The 24,964-nt window shown below is 66.1% G+C and carries 19 protein-coding genes; 9 read left to right on the forward strand and 10 right to left on the reverse strand.

Translation table 11 applies throughout. From position 1 onward, the window contains the following. Nucleotides 1–18 precede the first annotated feature (18 nt). The 9 genes from ACTOWJ_RS10385 to ACTOWJ_RS10425 all read right to left on the reverse strand — a co-directional run bounded on the left by ACTOWJ_RS10385 (nucleotide 19) and on the right by ACTOWJ_RS10425 (nucleotide 15,627). Nucleotides 19–2,175 (reverse strand): hypothetical protein, encoded by a 2,157-nt coding sequence (locus ACTOWJ_RS10385; protein ID WP_441334530.1) that lies wholly within the window; start codon nucleotides 2,173–2,175, stop codon nucleotides 19–21. Nucleotides 2,176–2,252: 77 nt separating this feature from the next. After that, nucleotides 2,253–2,453 carry a hypothetical protein gene (locus ACTOWJ_RS10390; protein ID WP_441334531.1) on the reverse strand — a complete coding sequence of 67 codons (201 nt, stop codon included), beginning with the start codon at nucleotides 2,451–2,453 and terminating at the stop codon, nucleotides 2,253–2,255. A 186-nt stretch (nucleotides 2,454–2,639) separates the two neighbouring features. Then, entirely contained in the window at nucleotides 2,640–3,338 is a 699-nt protein-coding gene (locus ACTOWJ_RS10395) for a hypothetical protein (RefSeq protein WP_441334532.1), read from the reverse strand. Then, nucleotides 3,335–5,167, reverse strand: coding sequence for a hypothetical protein (locus tag ACTOWJ_RS10400; protein ID WP_441334533.1), 1,833 nt, complete (start codon nucleotides 5,165–5,167; stop codon nucleotides 3,335–3,337). Before ACTOWJ_RS10400 ends, ACTOWJ_RS10395 begins: the two co-directional genes overlap by 4 nt. A 3-nt stretch (nucleotides 5,168–5,170) precedes the next feature. Further along, complete coding sequence (locus ACTOWJ_RS10405) at nucleotides 5,171–7,579, reverse strand: hypothetical protein (RefSeq protein ID WP_441334534.1); 2,409 nt, start codon at nucleotides 7,577–7,579, stop codon at nucleotides 5,171–5,173. A 514-nt stretch (nucleotides 7,580–8,093) separates the two neighbouring features. Further along, nucleotides 8,094–9,494 carry a S41 family peptidase gene (locus ACTOWJ_RS10410; RefSeq protein WP_441334535.1) on the reverse strand — a complete coding sequence of 467 codons (1,401 nt, stop codon included), beginning with the start codon at nucleotides 9,492–9,494 and terminating at the stop codon, nucleotides 8,094–8,096. Nucleotides 9,495–9,666: 172 nt separating this feature from the next. Continuing rightward, nucleotides 9,667–10,821 carry a PepSY-associated TM helix domain-containing protein gene (locus ACTOWJ_RS10415; protein ID WP_441334536.1) on the reverse strand — a complete coding sequence of 385 codons (1,155 nt, stop codon included), beginning with the start codon at nucleotides 10,819–10,821 and terminating at the stop codon, nucleotides 9,667–9,669. Between the two features lie 16 nt (nucleotides 10,822–10,837). Beyond that, the gene (locus ACTOWJ_RS10420) at nucleotides 10,838–13,015 is read right to left on the reverse strand and encodes a TonB-dependent siderophore receptor (protein WP_441334537.1); all 2,178 of its coding nucleotides are present in this window, start codon (nucleotides 13,013–13,015) and stop codon (nucleotides 10,838–10,840) included. A 110-nt stretch (nucleotides 13,016–13,125) separates the two neighbouring features. Further along, on the reverse strand, nucleotides 13,126–15,627 hold the full coding sequence (locus ACTOWJ_RS10425) for a penicillin acylase family protein (protein ID WP_441334538.1): 2,502 nt from the start codon (nucleotides 15,625–15,627) through the stop codon (nucleotides 13,126–13,128). Between the two features lie 365 nt (nucleotides 15,628–15,992). Between ACTOWJ_RS10425 and ACTOWJ_RS10430 the strand changes: the two genes are divergently transcribed. The 9 genes from ACTOWJ_RS10430 (at nucleotide 15,993) to ACTOWJ_RS10470 (ending at nucleotide 23,637) form a co-directional block, all read left to right on the forward strand. Continuing rightward, nucleotides 15,993–17,204, forward strand: a complete 1,212-nt coding sequence (locus ACTOWJ_RS10430) for an MFS transporter (protein WP_441334539.1) — start codon at nucleotides 15,993–15,995, stop codon at nucleotides 17,202–17,204. 116 nt (nucleotides 17,205–17,320) lie between these two features. After that, entirely contained in the window at nucleotides 17,321–18,175 is an 855-nt protein-coding gene (locus ACTOWJ_RS10435; protein ID WP_441334540.1) for a TauD/TfdA dioxygenase family protein, read from the forward strand. Nucleotides 18,176–18,534: 359 nt separating this feature from the next. Then, a complete protein-coding gene (locus ACTOWJ_RS10440) occupies nucleotides 18,535–18,738 on the forward strand; it encodes a hypothetical protein (RefSeq protein WP_441334541.1) in 204 nt (67 codons plus the stop codon). 108 nt (nucleotides 18,739–18,846) lie between these two features. Then, nucleotides 18,847–19,578, forward strand: coding sequence for a hypothetical protein (locus ACTOWJ_RS10445; RefSeq protein WP_441334542.1), 732 nt, complete (start codon nucleotides 18,847–18,849; stop codon nucleotides 19,576–19,578). Beyond that, nucleotides 19,557–20,756 (forward strand): hypothetical protein, encoded by a 1,200-nt coding sequence (locus tag ACTOWJ_RS10450; RefSeq protein ID WP_441334543.1) that lies wholly within the window; start codon nucleotides 19,557–19,559, stop codon nucleotides 20,754–20,756. The genes ACTOWJ_RS10445 and ACTOWJ_RS10450 overlap by 22 nt, the downstream gene beginning before the upstream one ends. 86 nt (nucleotides 20,757–20,842) lie before the next feature. Further along, nucleotides 20,843–21,313 carry a GNAT family N-acetyltransferase gene (locus ACTOWJ_RS10455; RefSeq protein WP_441334544.1) on the forward strand — a complete coding sequence of 157 codons (471 nt, stop codon included), beginning with the start codon at nucleotides 20,843–20,845 and terminating at the stop codon, nucleotides 21,311–21,313. A gap of 55 nt (nucleotides 21,314–21,368) precedes the next feature. Continuing rightward, the gene (locus ACTOWJ_RS10460; RefSeq protein ID WP_441334545.1) at nucleotides 21,369–22,355 is read left to right on the forward strand and encodes a class I SAM-dependent methyltransferase; all 987 of its coding nucleotides are present in this window, start codon (nucleotides 21,369–21,371) and stop codon (nucleotides 22,353–22,355) included. Nucleotides 22,356–22,474: 119 nt separating this feature from the next. Beyond that, a complete protein-coding gene (locus ACTOWJ_RS10465) occupies nucleotides 22,475–23,014 on the forward strand; it encodes a hypothetical protein (RefSeq protein ID WP_441334546.1) in 540 nt (179 codons plus the stop codon). 23 nt (nucleotides 23,015–23,037) lie between these two features. After that, a complete protein-coding gene (locus ACTOWJ_RS10470; RefSeq protein ID WP_441334547.1) occupies nucleotides 23,038–23,637 on the forward strand; it encodes an OmpA family protein in 600 nt (199 codons plus the stop codon). 323 nt (nucleotides 23,638–23,960) lie between these two features. Here the strand turns inward: ACTOWJ_RS10470 and ACTOWJ_RS10475 are convergent, their stop codons facing one another. Further along, nucleotides 23,961–24,833: an MBL fold metallo-hydrolase gene (locus ACTOWJ_RS10475; RefSeq protein WP_441334548.1), complete on the reverse strand. Its 873-nt coding sequence runs from the start codon at nucleotides 24,831–24,833 to the stop codon at nucleotides 23,961–23,963. Nucleotides 24,834–24,964 lie beyond the last annotated feature (131 nt).

Consider the following 24,964-nt stretch of genomic DNA (forward strand, 5'->3'; position numbering starts at 1 on the left):
TGCGAGCCGCGGCCGGACTCAGGCGGTCGGAACTTCCAGGAAGATCGTCATGTCGGTCTTCGTCTCCGGCCCCACCACCTTGCGGGTGCCGTCGGTGAGGAAGTAGGTGACGGTGGCCTTGTACTCCGGCGCTTCGCCGTCGGTCAGCGGCAGCTTCCAGTTCTTTTCCTCATCGCCGGGCTTGAAGCGCAAGTCGATGCGCTTGGTCCCGTGCGACAAGGCCACGCTGACCAGCTTGAGCTCGTCCCAATTGAGCAGGTCCGGCACCACCGCCACTTCCAGCTGATCGAGCTTCTTGCCGACCAGGATCGTGGAGCGGGCGGCGACCTTCTCCGCCTCTTCCTTGCTCGTGCCGTCGGCGAACAGCGTGGTGACCGAATACTTGATGTCGCCCAAGGTCTCGTCGACGACCGGGAAGGTCCAGTCGAAGGAGGTCATGTCGCTCGACAGCGTGACGATGGTCTTCTGGCTGTACTTGTTGGCGGTGTCGGTGTAGCTCGCATCGACGGTGATCGAGGCGATTTCCGCCGACAGGTCGCCGGCCGCGCGGAAGCTGACGGTCTTGCTGGCCGAGAACGGGTCGTCGACATAAAGCTCCTTGGCCTGCTGCTGCGCGGTTTTCTTGACCTGACGGCCGTCGGCCAGGGTGTAGAGGAACTCCAGGTCGATGTCTTCCGTGCGCGGCTTGCCGACGATCTTGCGCAGCTGGAAGTTCGGCGTGTCCTTGGTCATGTTGAACTTGGCTTCGACCGGCTGCTTGCCGTGCTTGTAGCGCACCGTGATCTGGGTGCGCGGCACCTGGGCGAAGTCGATGTCGCCCGGGCCGATGTCGAGCGCCAGGATGCCCAGGTCGTCGACGTTGATGGTCAGGTTGGTGTCGTCGGTCTTGATCTCCTCCGACACCTGCTTGAACGTCGCGCCCTTGTAGTTGACCGTGACCTGGTAGGTGAAGTCGCGCTTGCCCTCGTGGACGAAGGCCTCGAACTTGGCCACGTCGTCGGGCTTGGTGAACACGAACTCCTGGACCTTCTTGTTCGGCCCGTACGGATAACGGATCTTCACCTCGACGCTGTGGATCGGCAGGTTGGCGAAATCGGCGTTGACCCGCATCACCACCTGCACGGTCTTGAGGAACTCGTCCAGGTTGATCTTGGAGTAGTAATCCTCCCACTTCAGCGGCTTCTTCTTGTCGTCCATCAACGAGGTGATGGTCGGCAGCATGCCCTGCGGATTGCGGTTGACGATGACCGCCTTGGCCTCGCTCCACTCCACCCGCACGTTGGCGATCTGCGACTTGTTGATGGTGCGGCGGATGTCCTCGATGTCCTCGCCTTCGCGCAGCTCCTTGGTGTTGGGATCGACGTCGGCGATCTCCTTGAGCATGTTGCGCTGGACCGCGGCTTCCAACTGCTTGTTGATGATCGCGCGGATGTCCGATTCCAGCTTGGCGTTGTCCTCGGCGCTTAGATTAGGCGCCTGGACGAAGTCGAAGTGGGTCTTGGTGACATCGTTCTTGTAGCGGCTGGAGCTGACGACTTCGGTGTAGCTGTCCTCGCACCAGAAGTTGTCCTCGGTGTTGATGTCCTGGAAGAAGCTGTAGAACTCCGACGCGTTCCAGGTGCCCCAGGCCTTCATTTCCGGCAGGCGCATGTAGCAGTTCATCTTGTAAACGACCTGCACCGCCGAGGCCGAGCCGGTGCTCAAGGTCTCCTTGAAGATCGCCGTGCCCAGCTCGGTCAGCTCGACCATGAACGAGGCCACGTTCTTGCCGTAGATCGACGGCTTGCCGGCGCCGCGGATCTTCTCCACCAGCGCGCCGCCCTCGGTCAGCAGCAGTTCGACGGTGCCGTCGGTCCAGGTGACCGGGGCGATGGCGACCTTGGGTGCGGTCTTGCCCTTGTACTTCTCGGCCACCTTCTTCTGCAGGTCGGCGGCGATCTTCTTCTGCACGTCCGCCGACACCGAAAGCTCGGTGTCGAAGGCGATGAAGCCGCCGAACTTCTTGCCGCCGTCCTCGCGGATCTGGCCGTACTCGACGAAGCGCAGCGCCAGGCCTCCGCTGGCCATCTTCGCGAAGTTCGGCGAGTTGGGCATGATGTAGTAGGTGAAATCATTGGCGTCGTCGCCGTACACCACATGGTCGTGAAGGGTGTCGACGTTATCGATCTTAAGCATGGACTTGCTCCTTATCCTGATGTCCTGAGTCGTTCAATCCGTTGCGTGCTTTCCTTGCCCGCGCATTGCCGCTTGTGTCACGCGATGGGGTGGCCGCGATGTAAACCGTTCGGTTCGAATCTCTGTAACGCTTGCCGCATGGGTCGCCGGTCAATCAAAAACGCATCATTTTTCTCGGCTTTTTTGTCCTGATTTTTTTCGCCCGCCATCGCCCGCCATCGCCCGCCGACGCGCGCGGTTGAGGCGCGAATCGCGATCGACTGGACGAGCGGCGCCATCGCGACGCAGGTCGCGTTAGGCTCGTCGCCGGTCTTGCGGCAAGCGCCGCTGGCGCAGATTCACGCCGTTGCGACCGGATCGCGGCCGCGCACGGCGTCTACTCAGCTCGCGCGCGGTGGCGAAACGATCAATCCGTCCGCCGAACCCGAACCGCGGCCGGCGAACGCGCTTTCATGCCGCCGGGGTCAGGGCTTCGGCAATCCCCAGTCCGCGGCATCGGCCGAGTACGAGCGCGTCTGCGCGGCACCGTAACCGGATTCGGACTCCACCCCGACCCGACTGCGCACGCTTGCGCTGGCGTCCGCGCGACCCTGCGAATCGCTCAGGGACACTTCCACATCGATCGATGCGCTGTCGTCCAGCGAACGGCTGCTGCGCGCGGCGGCGGCATCGGTCGCGGCGTAGCGAAGTTCCAGCCAGCCGTGTTCGCCGTTCAGGGCCTTGCGTACTTTCTCGGACTGGACCTGATCGAGCATCAGATTGAACGCGGCGTGGTACGGCGGCACGCCCGAACAGCGCACCTTGGCCAGTTCCACGTATTCGCCCAGACCATCGCCGATCATCAGTCGCACCTCGCCGACCTCCACCGGCGCCGGCGACAACTGAATCTGCGACACCGGCGCCTGCGCGCGCGCGGCCAGTTCGGCGCGCACCGCGTCCAACTGCGCCGCCGGCACGCCCCACATCGCAGTCAACGCCAGCATCGTCACCGTGCCGGCTCCTATCAGGGTGAATTGCGCGCGGCCGTCGGTGCCGGGCGCCAGGCCCGGCGCGCGCGCGCGGTAGGTCCAACTCAGCGGACCGTCGCCCGGTGCGACCCACACCCCCTGGATGTCCTCGAACGCCGCCTGTTCGCCGGCGCCGCGATCCTTGTCTGCGTTCATGCTCCTGCTCCGGCGGTGGCGATGGCGCTGTGACTGCTGCGCAAGCGCAGCGGCGCGTCGGGTTGCAACACCGGCGACCAGGGCGACTGCTTCGCTGCGTTCAAGTACCAGCGCCAGCGATAGCCGGAGCGGAACGGCGACAGCGACAGCCAGGTCCACTGGGTCTGCGGCTTGTGTCGGGTGAATTTCACTTGCTTACGCCTGGAGGCATCGTCGATGGCGTCCTCCGGCGCGATTTCGATCGTGCGCACGATGGCGTCGTCGTCGAATTCGCATACCAGCTCCAATTCGCGCGAGCCGCTGCCCTCGAAGCTGAAGGCATCCAGGCGCAAGCCGTCGTCCTGCGCATCGACCGCGGCCATCGCCCGGCGGAGGCCGTCGGCCTTGGCCTGAGCGGTGGCGCGGATCCTGGCGCCATCGACGTCGAAGGGAATGGCGAAGGCCAGATCCGGCGATGCGCGGTCCAGCACGCCACGCGCCGACCAGGGCTTGCCCTTGCGGATGCCCAGGCATTCGACCTCGATATCGGCCTGATCGAGAAACGTCGGTTCGGCTTCGATCGGAATCAGGCGCAGGCCGAAATCTTCCGGGCCGATCAGCAGATGCTCGCGATCGGATTGGCGCGCCGGTCCCTTGATCGATTCGACGCGGCCGTCGCTGAACACGATCGCCGAGGTCTGCCACTGATACGACAGCGCCTCGCTCGGCGAAAGCCGCAGATCGACCGCGATCGGACGATCGGTCGCGGCCAGCGGCGCGCTGGCCTTGATCGTGAACATGCGCGCCGGCGGCTTGGCCGGCAGTTGCAGTTCGACTTGCGCCGAGACCACGCCGATGCGGCGCGCCGGCAGATTCGCCCGCACGCTGACGCTACGCCAGCCGCTGGCCAGAGCGCGCACATCGTGGCGGCGCACCACCGCGTTGTGCAGCTCGCCGGCGGCCATCGTGCGCAAGGGGCCGAGCGGATCGGCTTCGATCGCGATCAAGCGCGGCGCCAGTTGCGGTTCGGCGAGATTCCATTGCACGCGTCCGGGCCTCATCGCCGCCTCGTCGAAGACCAGGCGCACGCCGGTCGGCGCGTCGGGCGCGGACGGACGCGGCTCGGCGAAGCGCGCGGCGATGCGATCGATCACAGCATCGGCCAGTGGCTCCTTGAGCACATCGCCGGAACTCGCCGGCAGGCCCAGGCCCAAGGTCTGCGGCGCCTCGATCAGGCGCTGGCGCAGCAGTGCGTGGTCGATCGCCGCCGAGCCGCCGCTGAGGCCGCGCACCGCGGCCAACAACGCCGCCGGGTCGAAGCTTAGACTCAGCGGCAAGCGATCGGCGACGCCGCGCACGCGCAGCCAGGCTTGCGCGCCGACCGCGAGCAGACCGCGCTGCAAGGCGGCCACGAACAAATCGGTGGCTGCGCTGTCCAGGCGCACGGCCAGATTCAGCGCGCCCAGACTCGCCGCATCCAAGGCCAACAACTCGCCCAGCGACGCCGGCAGGTTCAAGGCCTGCACCGCGTTCAAGCGCAGCCAGCCGCCTTCGACCGGCAGCGGCGACAGGTCCACGCGCTGACCGCCATCGAACGCGGTCTGCCGCGTGTGTTCGAGTCGGAAATCGGCGGCGAACGCCAACGACAGTATCGAATAGCGCGCCAGACCGGCGCCGCCGCGATCCTGCTGGACGATGTCCAGGCGCAGTGGCGATTGCCCGTCGGAGGTTTGCGCCGCCAGCTGCGCCGGCGGCAGCCGGAAACGGCCTGGCTGATCGTAGGCGGCGTAAGCCACGCGTTCGCCGATCGACATCGGCTGGCGCCAGTCGGGGCGGGATGCGAACGACATGGCTCAGACCGCCGTCACGAACAGCACACCGGAATCGTCGCGACGCCATTGCGGCGGCGGCGATTTCTGTCCAGATTTATAGATCACAGTCTGACGGTACTCGTAGAATCCTTCGCTGTCCTTGCGCAGCAGGATGTCCATCAACGGCACCGGCACATCGAGGTCCTGGCTGAGATTGGCCGCGCCCAGCACCACCCGGCGGTTGCCGCGGAACTCGACCACGATGTTGAGAATCTCGCCGCCCGGGTTGCCGGCGTTGGCCAGTACTTCGGCCGCGGTCATCACCGTCACCGGGCGCACGGTTTCCTGGTCGATCGAATCGTCCAGCGTGTATTTGAGGATCGCCTCGCCGTCGGGAATGCTGCGCACCGAAGCGGTGTTGAAGATCGCGTCGGCCGGCGCGGTTCCGCTCAGCGGCGCGGTGGGTTGGACGGTGAAGGCCAGACTTTGTTCGGGCGCCACTTCGATCGGCTGACTCAGGTCCAGGCCTTCGATGCGGCCTTCCACCAGACCTTCGCCGCGGGTGATCCAGGTCGGCAAGCGGGTGATGCGCAATTTGCTCTCGGTGGCGTTGAGCAGCTTGACCGCGACCGCGCCGGTTTGCGGATCCGGGGTTTCGATCGACTGGAACAACTCGCCTTCCATGTCGGCGAAATTGAGTTTGACCGGCACCATCACGTTTTCGTTGACGCCGCTGGCCACCACCACGCTGCCTTGCAGCAGATTGGAGTTGCTGGTCGCCATCAGCACGCCGAACACGTCCTGGAAATCCTTGAATTCGAAGCGCTCGTTGACGGTGAAACCGTTGTCCCAGTCGATCGTCGCCGGCACGGTTTCCGAACGCACCGCGCCGTTACGCAGCAGCGCCATCTTCAGGGTCGAGCTGGCGCGCAGCAGGCGCAGTTCGAACTCGCGATGCGGGTTGTCGGCGCTGACCGGCACTTTGTCGGCGAGTTCGCGCCGCGCAGCCAGCAGACGCTCGCCGTCGGTGACCGGGCGCACTTCGCAGGTCAGGTCCACCATCACCTGTTCGGCGTTCTCGCCCTGATCGACTTGAAACACCAGCGACGGCGCGTGCGGCGCTTCGCCGCGGCGCGCAAGCTTGAACGCGTCGGGCAGGTAATAGATGCGGCTGGGATCGCTGAGGTCCTGGAAGTAGGCGTGGCCGCGGCCGGTGCCGGCCGGATAGCGCAACGAGTGCACCACCCAGCGCGCCGGCGAGGCCGAACCGCCGCTGCCGGCCGGATAAATGTACGGATGCAGTTGCGGTTCGAAAAACAGCGCGACCGCCCAATCCTGCAATTGATTGGAGACTTCGTAGCGTTGTTCCGGCGCGGGCTGCGGTTCGGGTTCGGGTTGCGGGAACGGCATCGGCCGCGGCCTCGGAAACGGCTTGCGCGGCCAGACTTCATCGCCCTCGACGATCGACGCACCGCCGGGACGCAGCGCGGCCGGCGCCGCGCGCAGGCCTGCCGCCATACCGGGCTTGGCGATCGCCGCGCGCGCGATCAACGTCTCGCCTCTCGGCGCCGCCGACGCCATCGCCATCTCGGCCATCGGCGCGCGCACCAGCTGCATCTGGCCCTTGATCATCATCAGCTGACGCTTGGGCGCGTCCGGCGATGCGGTCGCCGGCAGCGGCACCGCCACGGCGTAGCCGCGCGAAACGATCAACTTGCACTGCGCATCGGCGGACATGAAGGCGCGCAACAGGCCATCGCGCTCGGCCAGGCTCAGGTGCAGCATCACCACGCAGCCGCCGCGCGGGTCCTCGACGATTTCGCCGGCCGGCAGACGTTGCTCGATCGCGGTGCCGGGCACGCGATAGCTCAGCACTGCGCTGTGATTCACCCCGAGCATCTGCGCGGTACGCGCGGCATCGGCGATTTCCGGTGCGGGCAGGGTTTCCAGGGCCAGGCTCACCGCCCACAGGCCGTCCTGACCCAAGGCGACCTTGATCTCGTACTGGCCATTGGCGTTGCGCAGGCGATAGCGCGGCAGCCAGTAGCGCTGCTGCGGATTGCGTGGATCCTCGAACAGGCAGCGATCGTCCGGCGCCTGGTTCGGACTGATCGGATGCGGCGATTCGGCGCGGGTGAAACCGCCGCCGGTCTTGATCGGAAACAGGTCCGGACGCAGGTCGTTCAAGCGCGGACGCAAGGTCCGTCCTTCCAGTTGCGCCACGATCGCCGGTTGCGCGCGCAGGATCGCCGGATTCATCCGCACCGCCGCGCCGGTCATCACCGCCGGCGCCACCCGCATGCCGACGGGCGCCGCCACCACCGTCGCCGGAGCGGCAATCGGCGCGGGCGGCACCGCGACCACGCCGGGAACTTTGATCGCAGCCACGGTCGGCACCGGACGGATTCCGGCGACGAGTTGATTGATGTTGAGCAGGCGTCCTGGCGGCATACGTCTCTCCTTAGTCGTCAGCGCGGCGCGCTGTCGGACGCGACGCCGAGGCGCCGCCATCCATTCGTGTCGGCGGATCGTATGCGCCGTGTGGCGCCGATCACCCCCGAGTAAACGACCGCGCCTCGCCGGCCAGGACATTTCACGAATGAAACGTTTTCCGCTGGTGTCGCGGCAGACATACGCCGCGCCGGGCGATGTTGTCGTCGGAGGGCGGCTATGACGGGACTGTTGTGGGAGGGGCTTCAGCCCCGACGCTTTTCGGTCAGCGACTCACGGCAGCCCGCGCTCTGCCTTGTCGACACCGCCGCATCCGACGCCGTGGAACGGCCGGACTCGCGGCCCAATCCCGATGCGAGCGCGGCGTCTAACCGCGTTTAAGCCCAGCCGACGAATGCATGCATCACCTGCACCCCCATCGGCGCTCAATCGCGCCCGACCAGGGCATCGATGGCGATGTGAAGAGAACGTAGCCCGATCTGCGAATCCCGGCAGGCGATGAACCGCCCGATAGTCAATGCGCCGCGGCCTCGCGCTGCTTGAGCCAGTCCCGGGCCGCATCGAGCGCCGCGGCGGAGTTCTCATCGCCGACCGCCACATCCGGCACGATCTTGTCGCCGAACACCTTGCCGTTTCGATCGGCGAAACGCGCCACGGTCAACAGCAACATCCCTCCATCGGGCAGTTCGATGCTGCGATTGGAAGTAGAACGGCCGTCGGAAGGCTGACCGAACGAGCGCGTGTCCGCGCGGCCGCTGAAAGCGATCGCCACCGCCTCGCCGGAACTGCTGGTGTGCGGCCCGATCAACACGGCGACCGGTACGCGGCTCAAGTCCGGCAACGGCGGCGACAGGCTCTGACCCATTGCGCCGGCCAAGTTCCACGGGCGTAACGCCGCACCCGGGGCAACGTCGCCGCCCAGCACCGCGGGACCGAGCAAGGGGTATAGACCGGCCAGCATCGGCCACATACTGCCGCCGCTGTTGTCGCGCAGATCGACGATCCAACCGCCGCCGGCGCGTGGCGCGATCGCGGCGATGCGTTCGCCGATGGATCGCGCAAAGTCACGATGTTGCTCGCGGCCGCCACCGACGTACCCGGGCATGCGCACGTAGCCGATATCGGCACCGACCAACTCGACTTTCGGTTCGTATCTCACCCGGCCTTGCTCGCGGGTCGTCTGCGCGGCTTGCGGCGGCATCAGGAAACTGTGGCCGTCGCCGAGCTTGGCGATCAGTTCGCGCAACAGCGGATAGGCGTCGGCCGAAGTGCTGTCGGGCGCCAGTCGCGCGCGCAAGTCCGCTTCGATGTTCGGCCAGTCGATGCGGTCGCGATGCAAGGCCTGGGTCTTCATCGCATCCATCGCGGCGTCGAGCACCGCGCGCGCGGACGCGCTCGCGCCTTCGTCGATCAAGCGCACACCGCTCGCCGTGAGCTCGCCACTGCCGGACAGCAACACGCCGAACACCAGCCGTTGCGCGCCGCGCGGCACGTCGAACAGCAACTCGCGCTGGGCCGTTCTGCGCTCGCCCGCGACCGGGTCCTGCTGGGTGTTGGCCAAGCCCAGCATCTTCTTGTCCGGGCCGTCCGCGCGGATCCACAACAGCGCGCCGTTGGGCGCATCGGCGACGGCCAGTTGCGCCGTCACGCGCAAGCGACGGCCCCGCAAAGCGCCCGCGTCCAACGCGAACGAAGCGGTACCGAACTGCTTTGCCGCCACGCCGGGCGGCGCGCTCAAACGTACGTTCGCCCCGGTCCGGCCGGTCGGATCGCCGTCGCCCGTGCCTCGATAGGCGCCGCTGGCGCTATGAACATTCCACGCCGCCTGCGATACCGATGCACCGGGCGCCTCCACCGCAGCGACCGACCCATACCATCCGCACAACATCAATCCCATGACGAAATGCCAGCGCATGCTTCCTCTCGATCAGATTCCTTCCGTGGAAACGGATCGTACTACGCGCGGCCGCCGCGCTTACAGCCTCAGCGCGCGATCTCCGCCGGCATCAACACGATCCACACCACCAGCAGCGCCAGCCACAGCCAGCGCCAGCGGCCCATGCCGATCCACACCGCCCGCCACGGACTCATGCCGACCGCTCCCGCTTGCGTTGCGCCGAGCGCCAGCTCTCGGCGATGCGTAGACCGTACAGGTATACGCCCGACAGGCTCAGCGCGGTCAGCATCATGCCGAAGGCGAACCACAGCAGCTTGATCCAGAATCCGGCGAAGTTGCCGAAATGCAAGGGATCGGCCATCTCCGAGATGCGTTGGTGGACGCTCAGCGCGCGCGCGTCGCGCGCGCCCAACCAGCGTCCGTCGACGGCATCGAACGCGACGAGGTTGGCGCGCGGCCGTACCAGCACCGCGGCGGCCTGGCCGGTGAGCAGCACGGTGCCGTCCTTGCCGCCGGGCACCACGCCTTCGATCACGAAGCCGGGCCAACGCTGCCGCGCCTGCGCCACCGCGCGATCGACCGCGGCGCCGTCGGCGCGCACCGCCACCGCGTGCGATGCGCTCGGCGGCTTGACCACCGGCGCGTCGCCGCCCAGGGATTCGATCAGATACCACACGCCGGTGAGGCCGATCAGCGCGATGAAGGCCAGGCTCCATACGCCCAGCAGACGATGCAGATCGCCCCAGAACCGGCGCGGGCGCTCGCGCCGCGGCCAGGTCAGAAAGCCGCGCCACCAATGCCGGTAGATATACAGACTGCTGATCAGGGAGATCAGCAGCGGCACCGACAAGGCCGCAACGATCGGCACGCCCAGCCAGGTCGGCATCATCAGATGCCGATGCGTGTTGCGCAGCAAACGGTGCGCGTTGAACCACGCGGTATCGCCGGTGACGGTACCGCGATAAGGATCGACCCAGACGAAGCGCAGCCGTCCTTGCGGCGTGCGCATCGACGCCTGCGCAGCGAAGCGTTCGGCTTCCGGGCGGTCGATCGATTCGAAGGTCCAGTCCGGATAGGCGTCGCGCACCGCATCGACCATCTCGCCCCAACTCGCGCGTTGGGCGATCGGCTGCACGCGCATCTGCGGATTGAGCAGCCAATCGATCTCGTGCGCCAACACCGCCAGGGTTCCGGTCAACAACACGAAGCTCATGAACAAACTCAGCTTGAGTCCGACCCAACTGTGCAGGTCGAACCACACCCGCCGTCCCGCGCTCTTGCCGCCGACCTCTTTGCGGGCCGATCCCTTGGAGCTGGCCGATGCGGCTGGCGCGGGTGCGTTCACGAAAGGTCGGGGCCGGTCAGAAGTTGTACTGCGCCTGCACGTAGAAGCGCCGCGGTTCGCCCGGAAAATGGCCGTTGCGCTCGATGAAGCCGCTGGCCGCGTAGACCCTGTCGAACAGGTTCTTGACGTTGGCCTGGAATTTCCAGTCGCGCCAATGGGTCTGCCAACTCATGTCGAACACGGTGTAGGGCTTGACCCGCTGTCCGTCCAGGCTCCAGCGATCATCCACGAAGTCCAGGCCGAAGCCCAAGGCCGAACGCAGCTTGGGAATGTCGTAGCGCGTCCACACCCCGAGCTTGTTGCGCGGCGCATTGGCGAAACGCCCGCCGGTGGAGTTGGTGATGCCGTTGCGTCCGGCCTGCAGCACGCGCGCATCGTTGTAGGCGTAAGCGATGTTGAGCACCCAGCGATCGGTCAGGTCCGCCAGCAAGTCCAGCTCCATGCCCTCGCTGCGCACCAGGCCCAGCGGCGCCAGTTGGTTGACGCCGTTCAGCGTGCGGCCGTCGGCCTGCAGGATGTTGCGGCGGTCGATGCGGTAGACCGCGGCGTTCAAGGTCATGCGGCCGTCGAACAAGCTCGACTTGGCTCCGACTTCCCACTGTTTGCTGCGCTCGGGATCGAACGGGCCGCCGACGCTGTCGCTCTGGTTGCCGGTACTCTGCGGCAGGAAGCCGCTGGCCATGCTGGCGTAGACATTCACTCCGGGGCGCGCGGTATAGGTCGCGCCCAGACGCCAGCTCAGATCGTCGCCGTCGACATCGCTGCCGTTGAGCCGGTTCTCGTCCTTGAAGCCGTCCCAACGCAGGCCGGCGAGCACGTACCAGCGCTCGGACAGGGCGATCTCGTCCTGCAGGTAGGCGCCGTAACGCAGGCCACGCGTGCTGGTGCCGCTCCACGGCAATCGATCGAGCCGGTAGCTCGCCGCCGAGGTCAACCCGTACACCGGATGAAACAGATCGATGCCGGGCACCGGCCCGCGCGCGTTGTCGGCGTTCGCGGTGCGGCTGGTGAAATCGTTGTCGACGCGATACCCGTCGGCGCCGAACAACAGCTGATGATTCAAGCCGGCGAAGGCGAACCGCTTGACCAGATTGGCGTTGACCGCCACCGCCCGGTTGTCGCGCAGCTGATCGCGGAACTGGCGGGTCATCCATTCGGCCACGCCGTCGCGATCGCGGTCGATCAGGCCCATGGGTTCGTGATAGCGCTGCGCTTCGTGATTTTCGAACCAGCGCGCGGACACATCGATATCGAGACTGTCGCTCGGCGATGCAGTGAACTGCGCCGAAGCGACCTTGGCGCGCATGTCCAGGTAATCGGTGGGTTCGTTATGGTTCCAGTCGATCGACGTCAGGAAACGGCCGTTGTCGTCCACCGGCACGCCGCGCAGGCGGTTGCCGCCCAGGTTCTGGGTCACCTCGGTGTACTGCAGGGTCAGCTCGCCGGTTTCGCCGATATCCATCGCCACCGCGACATCGCCGATCAGGCTCTGCGAATCGGTGTTGCGGCGGAACGGCGATTCGTCGTCGGCATACGCGCCGACGCGGTAGCGCAGGCGTTCGTTGCCGGCCAGCGGTCCGGTCAGTTCCATCGAGGCGGCGCGGAAACCGTAGTTGCCGGCCTGCACTTCGACGCTGCCCTCGCGCTGTCGCTTGGGTTTCTTGGTGACGTAGTTGATCACCCCGCCCGGATCGCCGCCGCCGTACAGCGCGCCGCCCGGGCCCTTGAGCACTTCGATGCGCTCGATGTTGAACAATTGCGGCACCGAGAAACCCGAATACGGATCGCCGCGCAGGCCGTCGTAAAGCACGTTCTCCTGGCGGAAGCCGCGCAGGGTCACGCCGGCGTAGCTGAAGTAGCTGATGCCGCTGATGCTGCGGTACAGGTCGGTGACCTGGCGCGCGGCCTGATCGTCGATGAGTTCGCGCGGCAACACTTGCACCGATTGCGGCACCCGTTCGATCGGCGTGTCGGTGCGGGTGCCGACCGCAGCCTCGTCGGCCTTGTATAGGCGTTGCGCGCGGCCGATGACCTGGACCGAATCCAGATCGGTGACGGCCCGGCCCTCGGCGGACGGCGCGGCCGCGACGGCGGCGTGGTCAGGCCGATCCTTGGCCTCCTGCGTGGAGGTTTGCGCCTGAACGGGCGCGAGCGCCGCCGCCAGGGTGAGGGCGAGGCAGGATCGAACGGACATGGCGATACGGCATGGGATGCGGGTCACGCACTATATGTGAGAATCATTCTCGTTTGCAACGAAAGCCCGCAAAGCGTCGGGGCTCAAGCCCCTCCCACGAAGATCTCTCATCATTCGGTAGCCGGCTGCGCGCTGTCCGCCGGCAGCAGCATGACCGCTTCGGCCGTCACGCCCTCCACCTTCTCGCGCGAATACGCCACCGGGAAATACTTGCCCTGCGACCACATCGCGAACAGATCGCGATAGTGGCGGCTGTCCGGATCGCCGGATTGTCCGGGCGTGTTCTGACCGATCGAGTTGTCCCAGTCTTCGGTGTCGGTGACGATCTTGAACGAACCGCCCGACAGTTGATTGTCGTCGCCGCCGGTCGCGCTCACCGTATAGCTGTCGCCGCCGCGCGGCACGGGCCCGACATTGAGCCTGGCCCGCGTGGCCGCGTCCACCGCGTTGGCCAGCGGATGGCGAATCAGGGCGTGGTGGTATTTTTCCTGGCCGTAACGCCACGCCTTCATGTCGGGACCGAGCTTGGTACTCAACTCGGCGACCGCTTCGTGCAAGCTGCGCGCGAGCAACGCGTCGCGCGCCTGGGTCGGATCGTCGCCGAACTCGCCGCCGGGCGCGAGCAGCCAATCGATGATGCGTTTCATCGAGATGAACAGAGTCACCTTCTCCGGCAGCATCGTCGCGCGCACGTTGGCGATCAGCCGTCGTTGCCACATCGCATAGATGCCGGCCGTCACCGAGTCCTTGTCGAGCGCGTAGTCCCAGGCCAGCAACTGGTCGCGCGCCTGCTCGGCGCGCGCGCCCGACAGCGCCACGCCGCGCAGCAGCGGCACCAGGCTGCGTGCCGGAATCGACACATCGTCGTTCTGCAGGCGCGCCACTTCGGCCACGCTGTACAGGCGGCCGGAACCGAGCAATTCGGTGATGCGCGCGGCGCGATACGGATCGGCCCAGGTGTAGTGCATCGCCTCGGGCCACGCATAATCGTTGGGCATCAGATAGTGATTGGCGGTGACCAGGTAGCCCGAGGCCGGGTTGTGCGCGTTGGGCAGGTCGAGGGTCGGGTGATAGCCGTCCCATTCGTAGCGGCCGTCGCCCGGCACCGGCAGCAAGCCGCTCCAATTGCGCCGGCGCGGCTGGATGCCGGCGGCCTGGTAACCGATATTCCCCTTGCGATCGGCCCACACCATGTTCTCGGCGGGAATGCGGTTGAACGCGCAGGCTTGGCGAAACTCCTCCCAGGTGCGCGCCTGATCCATGCGCAGACTGGCCAGATACGGCGCGCTGCCCGGTTCCATCCACGCCGCGCGCAGCGCATAGGCGGTATGCCGCGCCTTGTCCTGGAACAACACCGGGCCATGCCGGGTGTACTTGTATTCCACCGCCACCGGCGCCTCGCCCTTGACCGCGATGCTGTCCTTGACGGTCCGCATCGTCTCCCAGCGGCCGCGATAGCGGTACTGATCGGGATCGTCGGGATGGGTCTGATAGACGTACAAATCCTCGCTGTCGTTGCCGAAGATGGTCAGCCCCCACGCGCCGTACTCGTTATGGCCGATCGACACGCCCGGCAGCACCGGTTCGCCCGCGCCGATCACGTTCCAGCCCGGCGCGACCAGGTGCACCCAGTAACGCAGCGACGGTGCGCTTTGCGCCCGGTGCGGATCGTTGGCCATAATCGGGAACGTGCCCTGCGTGCGCGAGCCGTGGATCACCCAGTTGTTGCTGCCGACATCCAGCGGATTGGGGATTTCCGCCGCGGCCTGAGCCAGCGCGGCCTGCGTCGGCGCGGTCGCGCCCGACGGCGCGCGATGGCCGTCGGCGATCTGTTCGGGCGCGAAGCTCATCGGATCGCGGAAGGCCTTGTAGAGCTCGAGTACGTCGTCGGGAATCGCGGCCAGATCGATCGCCGGATCCGGCTGCAACACCGGTTCGCCGCCCTGAAAGAATCCCAGCGTGCGCACCCGCTGCGCGCCCAATGCGGCTACCGCGCGCGCCAGTTCGATTTCCTGCGCCAGGTTCGCCAACAGGCCCTGATGGCGCGAGACCACCACTTCGGCGGTCCAGCGACCGGGCTTGATTCCCAGCAAGCCGAACTCCAGCGGCAGCAGCGAAGGATCGCGTTCGGTCTGGCCGACGTAGGCGTTGACGCCGCGCACGAAGGCCCCGACGATGCGCTCGCCGCGCGGATGGTAGAGCGCCAGTTCGCGCTTCATGTCGCCGCGGAACTGGTGCAAACGCGCGCCGATGTCGCGCTTGAGCTCCTTGCGGCCGAACACCTCGGCGGTGGTGCCGGTGGCCTGCCGCCGCCACAGCTCGAACTGGAACAATCGGTCGCGCGCGGCGTTGTAGCCCTGGGCGAAGAACAGGTCGTCCTCGTTCTTGGCATAGATGTGGGCGATGCCCCAACGATCGCGCAGGATTTCCACCGGTTCGGCCAGCCCGGACACGCGCAACTGCGTGCGCTGTTGCGCGGGCCGGTCTTGCGAAGGCTGGCCTGGCGAAGACTGTCCTGGCGAGGCCTGGTCCTGCGCGCGTTGCGCCGACGCGTCCGGCGCGAGCGACAGAGTCAGGGCGAATACGGCGATCACGACGGCGGCAATGCGCATGGCGTTCCGAACCTCTGCAGTGGCGTGCCCGACGCGGCGCGCCGGCACGCGCGCGACCGCGCCGTGCCCGCAACCCCGCGCCGCTTGGCGATGCCGGCAACCTGTACCGCCGCCGGCCGGACCGATATCCTAGCTCCAGTGCGGGTTGCTCCAGCGCGGGTTGCTCCGACGCGGGCCGGCGATCGCGCGGGCCCGCCGCAACGCAGACCGCCGCGCGGCGCAACCTATCGAATCCCGTCAACACGGCACGGAGGGCGAACGGCTATGGAAGGCGAACGGCGGCGGACGCCCGCATTCATGCCACGATCCGTGAACCCTGCCGGGTCCGGCCGCGCCTTCCGACCCGCGCCGCCAGGGCGGGCCGCATGAGAAGCGGCGACCGCCTGTACCTGCTCTCGGCCGGCGCGACGCTGTCGCTGATCGGCACCCAGATCAGTCACCTGGCGATCGCCGCGCGACTGTTCGAACTCGATCCTTCGGGACGATTGAGCGCGAGCCTGGTGACCTTGAACCTGCTCGGCGTGGCGGTGTTCGGCCTGCTGGCCGGCTGGGCGCTGCAGAAGATCACTGCCTTGCGCGCCGGCGTCGCCGCGCCGATCGTCGCCGCGCTGTTGTCGCTGTACCTGTTCGCCCGAGGCCAGCCCAGCAGCCTGGAATGCCTGAGCGTTGCGTTCGTGCAGGCCTTCGTCGCCGGGCTGGCGCATCCCAATCTGATGCGCTTTCTGCATTCGCGCCTGGCGCATGAACAGCGCACCCGGTTCTTTTCTTTCGCCCAGAGCGCGCAACAGATCGGCTTGCTGCTCGCGCAACTGGCCGGGGTGTTGTTGATCCAGCAGTTGGGCTACCGCTGGTGTTTTCTGATCGACGCGGCGACCTACCTGTTGGCCGCGGCCTCATGGATGGCGGTACGGCACGGCGCCGCCGAAGCCGAAGCCGAGCCGCGGCCGAGCGGAAAAACCGAATTCTTCGAAGGCTACCGGCTGGTGCTCACCCATCCGCAGATTCGCGGCCTGACCCTGTTCCGTTTCTTCAACCATCTGGCCTACACCACCTTCAACGTGGCGCTGCCGCTGTGGGTCGCCGCGGCGGTGGCCGGCAGCGGCCAGCTGCCGACGGATCTGCTCGGACAGGCGCTGATGGCGAGCACCGCGAGCATGATCGCGGCCAGCCTGCTCGGCGGCGCGGCGCTCAAGCGGCGGCCGCACTGGGTCGCCCACTTCCCGTGGATATCCTCGCTACTGGGCGTGGTCGCGGTCGTCGTCGCGGTCGTCGCCGGCGATGCGCGCGGCCTGTTGCTGGCCAGTCTGCTGCTCGGCGTGGGCCTGTATTTCTTCCGCCTGTGCGGGATCGTCATCGGCGCGGCGGTCACGCCGGGCCGGAGCATGGCGCCGGTGATCGTGGCCGGCGATACCTTGACCCGAGTGGGCTCGTTCCTGATCAGCCTGGGCGTACCTGGTCTGGCCCTGCTCGCGCTTCCGGTTTCGCCGCTGATCCCCATCGCCCTGCTCGCCTTGCTGGCGCCGGCGTTGACGCGCAAGGCCGCCGACAGCGCGCGCGCCGCGGTCGCGCGGCCCTAGCCGACGATGGCTCGCAATCGAACACGCGCGCGCCGCGACCGCCGCGCCGCGGTTGTCTGCGCCATACCTTTGCAGTATTAGTAAGTCCATCGCGCCGATTACTCACTCAACGGACCATGAGCCGAGTCGATTCTCCGAAGGTTGGCTTCGACCTCGCCCCCCTGGGCCGGTTCGGCGCGGAAGTGTCCGGCATCGATCTGCGCGAGGCGCTCGATGAATCCACGATGGCGCAACTGCGGCGCGCGCTGGCCGAACACCAGATCCTGGTGATCCGCGGCCAAAGCCTGCCGCCCGCCGATCAGACCCGTTTCGCGCGCTGCTTCGGCGAGTCCGAACCGGGCATCGCGCGTCGGCCCGAAGGCCATCAGGTCGCCGGCCACCCGAACATTCTGTACCTGAGCAACCGACCCGGTTCGCCGACCATGGACTACGGCGTGGCCTGGCACTCCGACGGGCTGGCGTATGCGCGGGTTCCGCACGGCATCACCATGCTGCATTGCATCGCCTGTCCGCCGGGCGTCGGCGCCACTTTGTTCGCCAATCAGTACCTGGCCTATCAGGCGATGTCCGCGGGTTTCCGCAAGCTCGTGCGCGACCTGTACTGGTATCTGCCGCCGATCCCGTTCTCCGAAGTGCCGCCGGGAAAAGGGCTGGCCCAACCGATGGTGCGCGCGCATCCGGTGACCGGGCGCGAGTTCGTGTTCTGTTCGCCGAGCGCCCGCCAGATCCGCGGCCTGTCGCGCCAGGAAAGCGAAGGCCTGCTGAAGGTCGTGCACGAATATCAGGTGCGCGAAGAACTGGTTTATCGCCACCAGTGGCGCGAACTCGACGTGGTGCTGTGGGAGAACTGCGCCCTGCTGCACAACCGCGACGACGTGGTCGACTACGCCAGCCAAGGCCTGCGGGCGATGCACCGCGCGGCCACCTCGGGAACCTTCGCCGCGATCGAGTGCGAGGCCGCCGAGGACTGAGGCGGGTCGGCGCCGGCCACACCAACGGGCACCGACGCGGCGCGGCGCCTGTTCATCGACACTGGACGGCGCAGGCCGGGCCCTTCGCGGCCCAGGGATCGCGCGTCCGGATCGGTGGCGTCGGCGCTTCATGACAGCCCGATTGCGCCGTCGCGTCCCGCTCCGGCACGCCGCGGTCGATCGGGCGGCGATCAACCTGACGAAAGTGAAAATTTCCTCACATCCGGTCAAAGTTTCTTGCCAAGTCCGAACACGGATGCTAGTCAATCAGTGGGTCGACAACGCCACCCAGGCCTCAATTCGTCGGCTCGCGATCGTTTCATCCAATCACAACAGTAGATTGCATTAAGGAGAATGATATGAAGCTGTTGAACAACGCTCAGCAAAAGCCCGCTGAACATACCGAAGTGGGTCCGTTCCGCTCGGAAGTCCAATCCTCGGTGGTCGGCAGCGCGACCCTGAAGACCACGGCCCTCACCGGCCTGCGCGCCGACGGCGTGAAGGTGTCCGAGCACCGTCTCGAGCAATATCTGAACGCCTGCAGCCCGACCTGCCACGGCTAAAGCCCTCCGCACGGCCGGGCCGAACCGAATCGGTCCGGCCCGGCCTTGCGTCTGTGCCGGCTGTATTTGCGTGCGGGTCAGGAGCGTCGATTGGTCTAGGAGCGGTACATGCAAGACAACGTCGTAGGCTGGTTCTTACCGCGATCGCTGGAAGCGCGCGCGATCTGGTTCGATCCGGTGCGCTATTCGTGGCAACCCGAGGAACAAAAGCACTCGGGCATGTTCCTGCAATGCCCGGCTTATCAGAAGTTCGCGCGTAATCTGTTCGTGGTGCGCAGCCCGTTCGACCTGCACCTGAAGTGCGAACTGTCGCAGGACGGCTGCGAACTGTCGGTCGGCGAGGACTCCTCGATCCGGCCCGAACAGTTGGCCGCCCTCATCAAGGTCCACCCCAAGAGCGAGTGGCGCGAGGCCGACAAGCCGCTGCTGCAGCTCATGCTCAACTATTACTTCCTGTCCGACGACGACGTCGACGTGCAGTACCTCTCGCCGCTGACCACCACTTTCTTCCAACCCGCGCTGCCCGGCCTGGTGCTGCAGGGACGCTGGAACATCAAGAACTGGATCCGGCCGGTCAATTTCGTATTCGAGTGGTGGCATCCGGCGACCGACCTGATCATCAAGCGCGGCCAGCCGATCTTGAACGTCATGTTCGTGCCCAAGGATCTGGACGCCAAGATCACGCTGATCGAAGCGGAAGAAACCGAAGACGTGATCGCCATGGCGCGGCGCGTGCAGAACATCAACTCCTACATCAGGAACGTTTTCTCCGTTCTTCCCTCGATCATCAAACACCGGCCAAGGAGGCTCGTCAGACCTTGCAAAAGCAAATCAAATTAATCTTTCGTAGCGCGCACGGCGATCGATATTTGGTGGCCGGCGAGGCCGACTCGATCGTGGACGTGTGCCGCAAATACGGCATCCCCACCACTCAGGTCTCGACCTATCTCAACAGTCCGCAGGGCGAGCTCAACCTGTTCGTGAAGCCCTACCAGCCGCTGGGCGAGTTCGTCGGCGATGCCGAAGTGGTGGTGTTTCCCAACCGCAACATCGACTATCACGCCCTGCTGGGCGGCAAGGACGTGGTGCGCGAGCGGCCCGGCGCCTCGACCTGGATCCGGCTGCGCGAAAACGGCCCCGGCAGCGCGGAAGGCTTCGTCACCGAGATGCTGAACCCGGCGCAGGCGCAGGAACTGGTCGCCGCGCAAGTCAAGGAAGCCCTGGAGCTGTCGGGCGTGCGCGACGAACCGCTGGTGATCGGCGTCAGCGGCGGCGGCGACAGCAACGCCCTGCTCGGCGCGATCGTCAAATCCGGTCTGGTCTCGCGCCAGAACATCCTGCCGGTGATGATGCTCGGCATTCCCGATTGGGATAAGGGCGCAGATCGCGCCACCGCGATCTGCGAAGAACAGGGCTTGTCCCTGCGCTTCGTCCAGGACGAGGAAACCGCGCGGATCCTGGGCTTCACCGATCCCAAGCGCGATTGGGTGACCGCGTTCGAACAAGCCTTCCCCGGCGACGATCTGGAAGTGCTCGGGGTCTACGGCGTGCGCCGCGTGCTCGAATCGGTGGCCTTGGAAAGCCGGGCCAAGCGGATCGTCATCGGCAGCAATCTGGAAGACTGCCTGTCGGACGTCTTGTATTACCTGTGCGCGGGCAAGGTGCCCTTCCCCAAGCCGTGCGGGCCGATGGGCAAGGTCGACATCCTCTATCCGCTGTGGCTCACGCCCAAGGCGGTCATCGACGGCTGCTATCCCAAGTATTCGCGCGAGAACTACGAGGCCCGCTATCCGAGCCGGATGTACGGCCGCGCGTACTTCTATTACCTGGCCCAGATGATGGTCGACGCCTATCCGGGCGCGGGCCAGGACATGCTGCGCGGCGCGAGCAAGCTGTCGAAGGAACACTTCCAGGAACTGGCTTACGACGAGGAGTTCGACACGCCGACCGCGGCGCCGATTCCGCTGGATGTGCGCTTGAAACTGCGCAAGTTGTTCGGAGCCCGGCTGACGACCTAGGCAGGCGCCCGCTGGTGCGGGCGCGACGAGAAACCTCCACTGTCGGCGGCCGCGGCGGCCGCCGACCCGCACGGACATGAGACGGCATGGCCATCGTTTACCGCACCATCGATCCCGAGAATTACCAGGAGGCCTATACCTTCAACCTCTTCTGGGAATACTCGTGGCGCGATTCGTCCACCGCCTACGTCGCCGATTCGGAAGACGAACGCAAGAAAAAGACCGACGCGCTGATCGCCAACCTGACCCGAGCCGATCGCAAGTACCACTATCTGGCCGCGTTCGACGACGGCGCGATGGCCGGCGCGATCTGCCTGGATCGGATGCTCATCGACAAGCGCCCTGCCTGCCATGTGCAGGGCCTGTGGGTGCATCCGGACCATCGCGGCCGCGGCATCGCCCGCAGGCTCAAGGAACTCGGCGAGGACTGGGCGCGGGAAATGGGCTCGGAGTTCATGGACAGCAACGTGCGCGTCGACAACCGCAATATGATCCAGCTCAACGAACAGATGGGCTATGAGGTGGCGCGCCTGAACTTCCGCAAGGAACTGCGCTGAGCGCCGCGCCGACGCCAGGCCGTACACGCCGCCCACGCCCAAGGAACTCACGCCGATGACCGAACCCACCGCAAGCTCCAGCCCAACCGCGACCGACGAGACCGCGCCGCGCCCTTGGAACATGTTCGACCCGGGCGACAGCGCGCGCTTCGTGCGCAACGAACCGGCGATCCGCCCGGATGCGTCCAACGAAGCCCTGCTGCAGAACATCGTGCGGCTGACCGACGGCGTGTTCGATCACCTGTCGGTGTTCGAACAGTTCTCCGAAACCACCAGCCGCGGCGCCCAGGCCGATCCGGACAAGAAACTCGACGTGACCGAGGCCAGGGACAAGCTGGTCCGCGCCGAGCGCGAGTTATGGGAGGCCTATCGGATCCTCAAGGACGCGCGCGAGTCGTTCGTGGAACGGCAAACCCGCGCGCTCGGCATCGACGCCTCCACTCGCGGGCTCAAGATCCATTTCGGTTCGTCCCACCACCTGGTCCAGGACTGGCTCAACATCGACGCCGGCGGCGGCGATCTGATGCTCAACGTCAACTGGGGCCTGCCGCTGCCCGACGGCTGCGCCGATTTCGCTTATTCCGCGCATCTGCTCGAACACCTGCGTCACCACGATCAGGCGACGGTGTTCGTGCGCGAGATCCATCGCGTGCTGGCCCCCGGCGGCACCGTGCGCCTGGTGGTTCCCGACGTCAAGAAACTGCTGGCCGCCTACGCCGCGGCCGACCGCGATTTCTTCGAGTCGCGGCAGCAGTTCTATCGGCTCAAGGACGGTTTCATGAGCCAGGGCGTAGCGAATCTGGACTACATCCTGCTGTTCTGCGGCGCCAACCAGCAGGTGCTCAGTTACAACCACAAGTTCGGCTACGACGCCGACACCTTGCGCCGGCTGCTGTCGGACGCGGGTTTCAGCAAGGTAGTCGAATCGGATTTCCAGGCCAGCGAACACGCCGAATTGCGGGTCGACGATTTCAGCTACAACGCGCGTGCACGCGATCGTCACGACCGGCATTACTCGCTGTTCATGGAAGCCACCAAGTAAAGCGACGCGGAAAATCGGGCATATCGATCGCTTCCACGGGTCAACCTAGGTCACGCCAGAGGTTGCCCTGGCCTGCTGTCGGCGCCTAGGATCGGACTCCCCAAGCCGGATACGGACCGATGAAGATTGCCCGTACTGCACCGTTTATCGCCGCTGTTCTGCTGGCAGCTTGCTCGCAGCCCGCTCCGCCGACCGGTCCGGCCAATACGCCGGCGACCGCCCCGCCCGCAGCGGATGCGACGAATCCGGTGGCGCAACCGACCCCGGCGCCCGCATCGGCACCGATCGCCAGCCAGCCCGGCCCCCAGGGCTCTCAATGGGATCTGACCAAGGCCGCGGTCACCGGCAACCTGCTCACTGTCCAGTTCCTCGTGAAACCGGCCGCGGACCAAACCCTGTTCTTCGCCAATCAGAAGGTCGAAGACGTCAGCGTCGTCGACGACACGACATCGCAGCGCTACAGCGTGCTCAAGGACGACACGGGCAAGCCCATGGCGTCTCCCGTCGCATCGACCGGCAGGGTGTTGCGTCTGGAAATCTCTCGCGGATCGCAGGCGGTGGTGTGGTTGAAGTTCCCCGCGCCCCCGGCCGGTTCCGCCACCGTCTCGATCAACATTCCCGAGGTCGGCCCGTTCGATGGCGTGGCCGTGCAGCGATGAAGCGGATCGTCGGCCTGGCCGGCGTGCTGCTCGCGCTGGGCTGCGCGCGCGAGCAACCCGCGGCGCAGGACGCTGCCATGCAGGAATCGGCCATGCAGGCGCCGGCCTCGGCAACCGTGCCGCCCGTTGCCGCCACAGCGCCCGAGGCTCCGACGCCATCGGGAGGATCGGCATTGCGCGGCGAAGTCAGCGGCCTCACCGGCCAGGTTTCGGAACTGCAGGGCCTGATCAACGCGCTCGGCGGAGAAATCCGCGGCCACGAAATCTATGTCGCCTTACCCGCCGACACGTTGTTCGAATTCGACAAGGCCGACCTCCTGCCGACCGCGCAAGGCAATCTGCGCACGCTGGCCGAGCTGATCGGCAAAACCCACGGCGCCGTGGCGCTGAAAGGCTACACGGACGCGAAAGGCGACGATGCCTACAACCTGGACTTGTCCAAACGGCGCGCGGACGCGGTGAAGGTATGGATGATCGCGGCCGGCGTACCGGCCGAACGTCTGCACGCCGTCGGTTACGGCGAAGCCGATCCTGTCGCTCCCAACCAACGGCCCGACGGTAGCGACGATCCGCAGGGCCGCGCCAGGAACCGGCGTGTGGAAGCCATCCTTCCGCAGGGATAGCTGCCGGCGCATCTGTGTTCGAGGCCGGCCGTGTCGTTGATGCCGCCAGCGGGATGTTGTCGTTGGACAGCGTATTGGTCACAGCACGCCGACGTGGCGCGGCGTGCGAATCACTTGCACCGCCTCGGATCAGCTACAACGCGCGGGCGCGCTATCGTTACGACCGGCATCACTCGCGGTTCATGGAAGCCACCAAGTAGGCCGCGGGCGGTGTTCGTCAGGCGCGGCTCCCCAGTTCCCCATCGCCGCCGCGTCTGCGCCGGCATCCGCGCGCCCATCAACGCCAGCGGACTTGACTCGGTCCCGTCCCGATACGCTTGGTGCTACACGCCCATCGCGATCTCCAGCAGAACCCGCCAAGCATTCATCGGCAACCATTCTTCATACCCATCCCATTTTTCGTACTGGGGAAGCTTGATGGTGTAGGGAATGCGCATGAACGGCGTTCCTTTCGCGAGCTCGGCGACGACCGCCGCGCGCAGGTCTTTCAGGTATCTCAGCTGATTCGCGACGCTCGACCTGGGTCCGACCGGCGCATTGTGCGCATACATCACTCGCTCGAAATCGAGCGTGTCCAACTCGGCCAGCGTTCTCTCCCACTCTCGCGGCGAGAAATCGGGCATGTAGGCGAAACCCACCCGATCCGGAACGACCAGATCGACGGTGTAGATGACGCGCTCGTTCGGAAACTCGAACACGGTCATGCCCTCGCCGTGATTGGGGCCGAAATAGAGAAGGTTTATCCGGCTCTTGCCAAGCCGCAGCTCCGACTTCGGTCCCGACCACGTTCGGTCGGGCATGACCACCTCCGGGCTGGGATGGCGTTTCAGCCAGTCGGCGGTTGCCTCATGGCTCAGGATCGTCGCGCCTTCGGCCTTGAATACCTGCGCACCACCGATGTGATCGTAATGATTGTGCGAATAGACGACGTACTTGATGGGTTTGTCGGTCAAACTGCGCACGGCTTGCAGCGACGCCTCGGCGAACGCCTTGTCGAAGCTGTCCATCACGATCACACCGTCGTCCGTGATCATGAAGGCGTTGAACGCCATACCCGCGCCGAAGCTGTAAAGTCCCGGCGCAATCATCGTCGTGCGGTACACGGGACGCGCCTTCGCGACAGGGCCGGCCACCGCCAGGCACAGGCCGAACGCCGCCGCGGCCAGCAGCTTGGCAAACCGAAGACTGCGCAGCATTGTTCTCGACCTCATAAGGCTCACCCCAAGCAATCACCACGCGCGTCGCGTTCCAAGACGCCGCGCGACCGAGTGCGTCGAACATAGGCAGAGGCGAACGCTCGCGACAGGGCCATTAAGATGAATTCGCG

The sequence above is a fragment of the Lysobacter sp. CA199 genome (assembly GCF_052078715.1).
Lineage (GTDB): Bacteria > Pseudomonadota > Gammaproteobacteria > Xanthomonadales > Xanthomonadaceae > Lysobacter.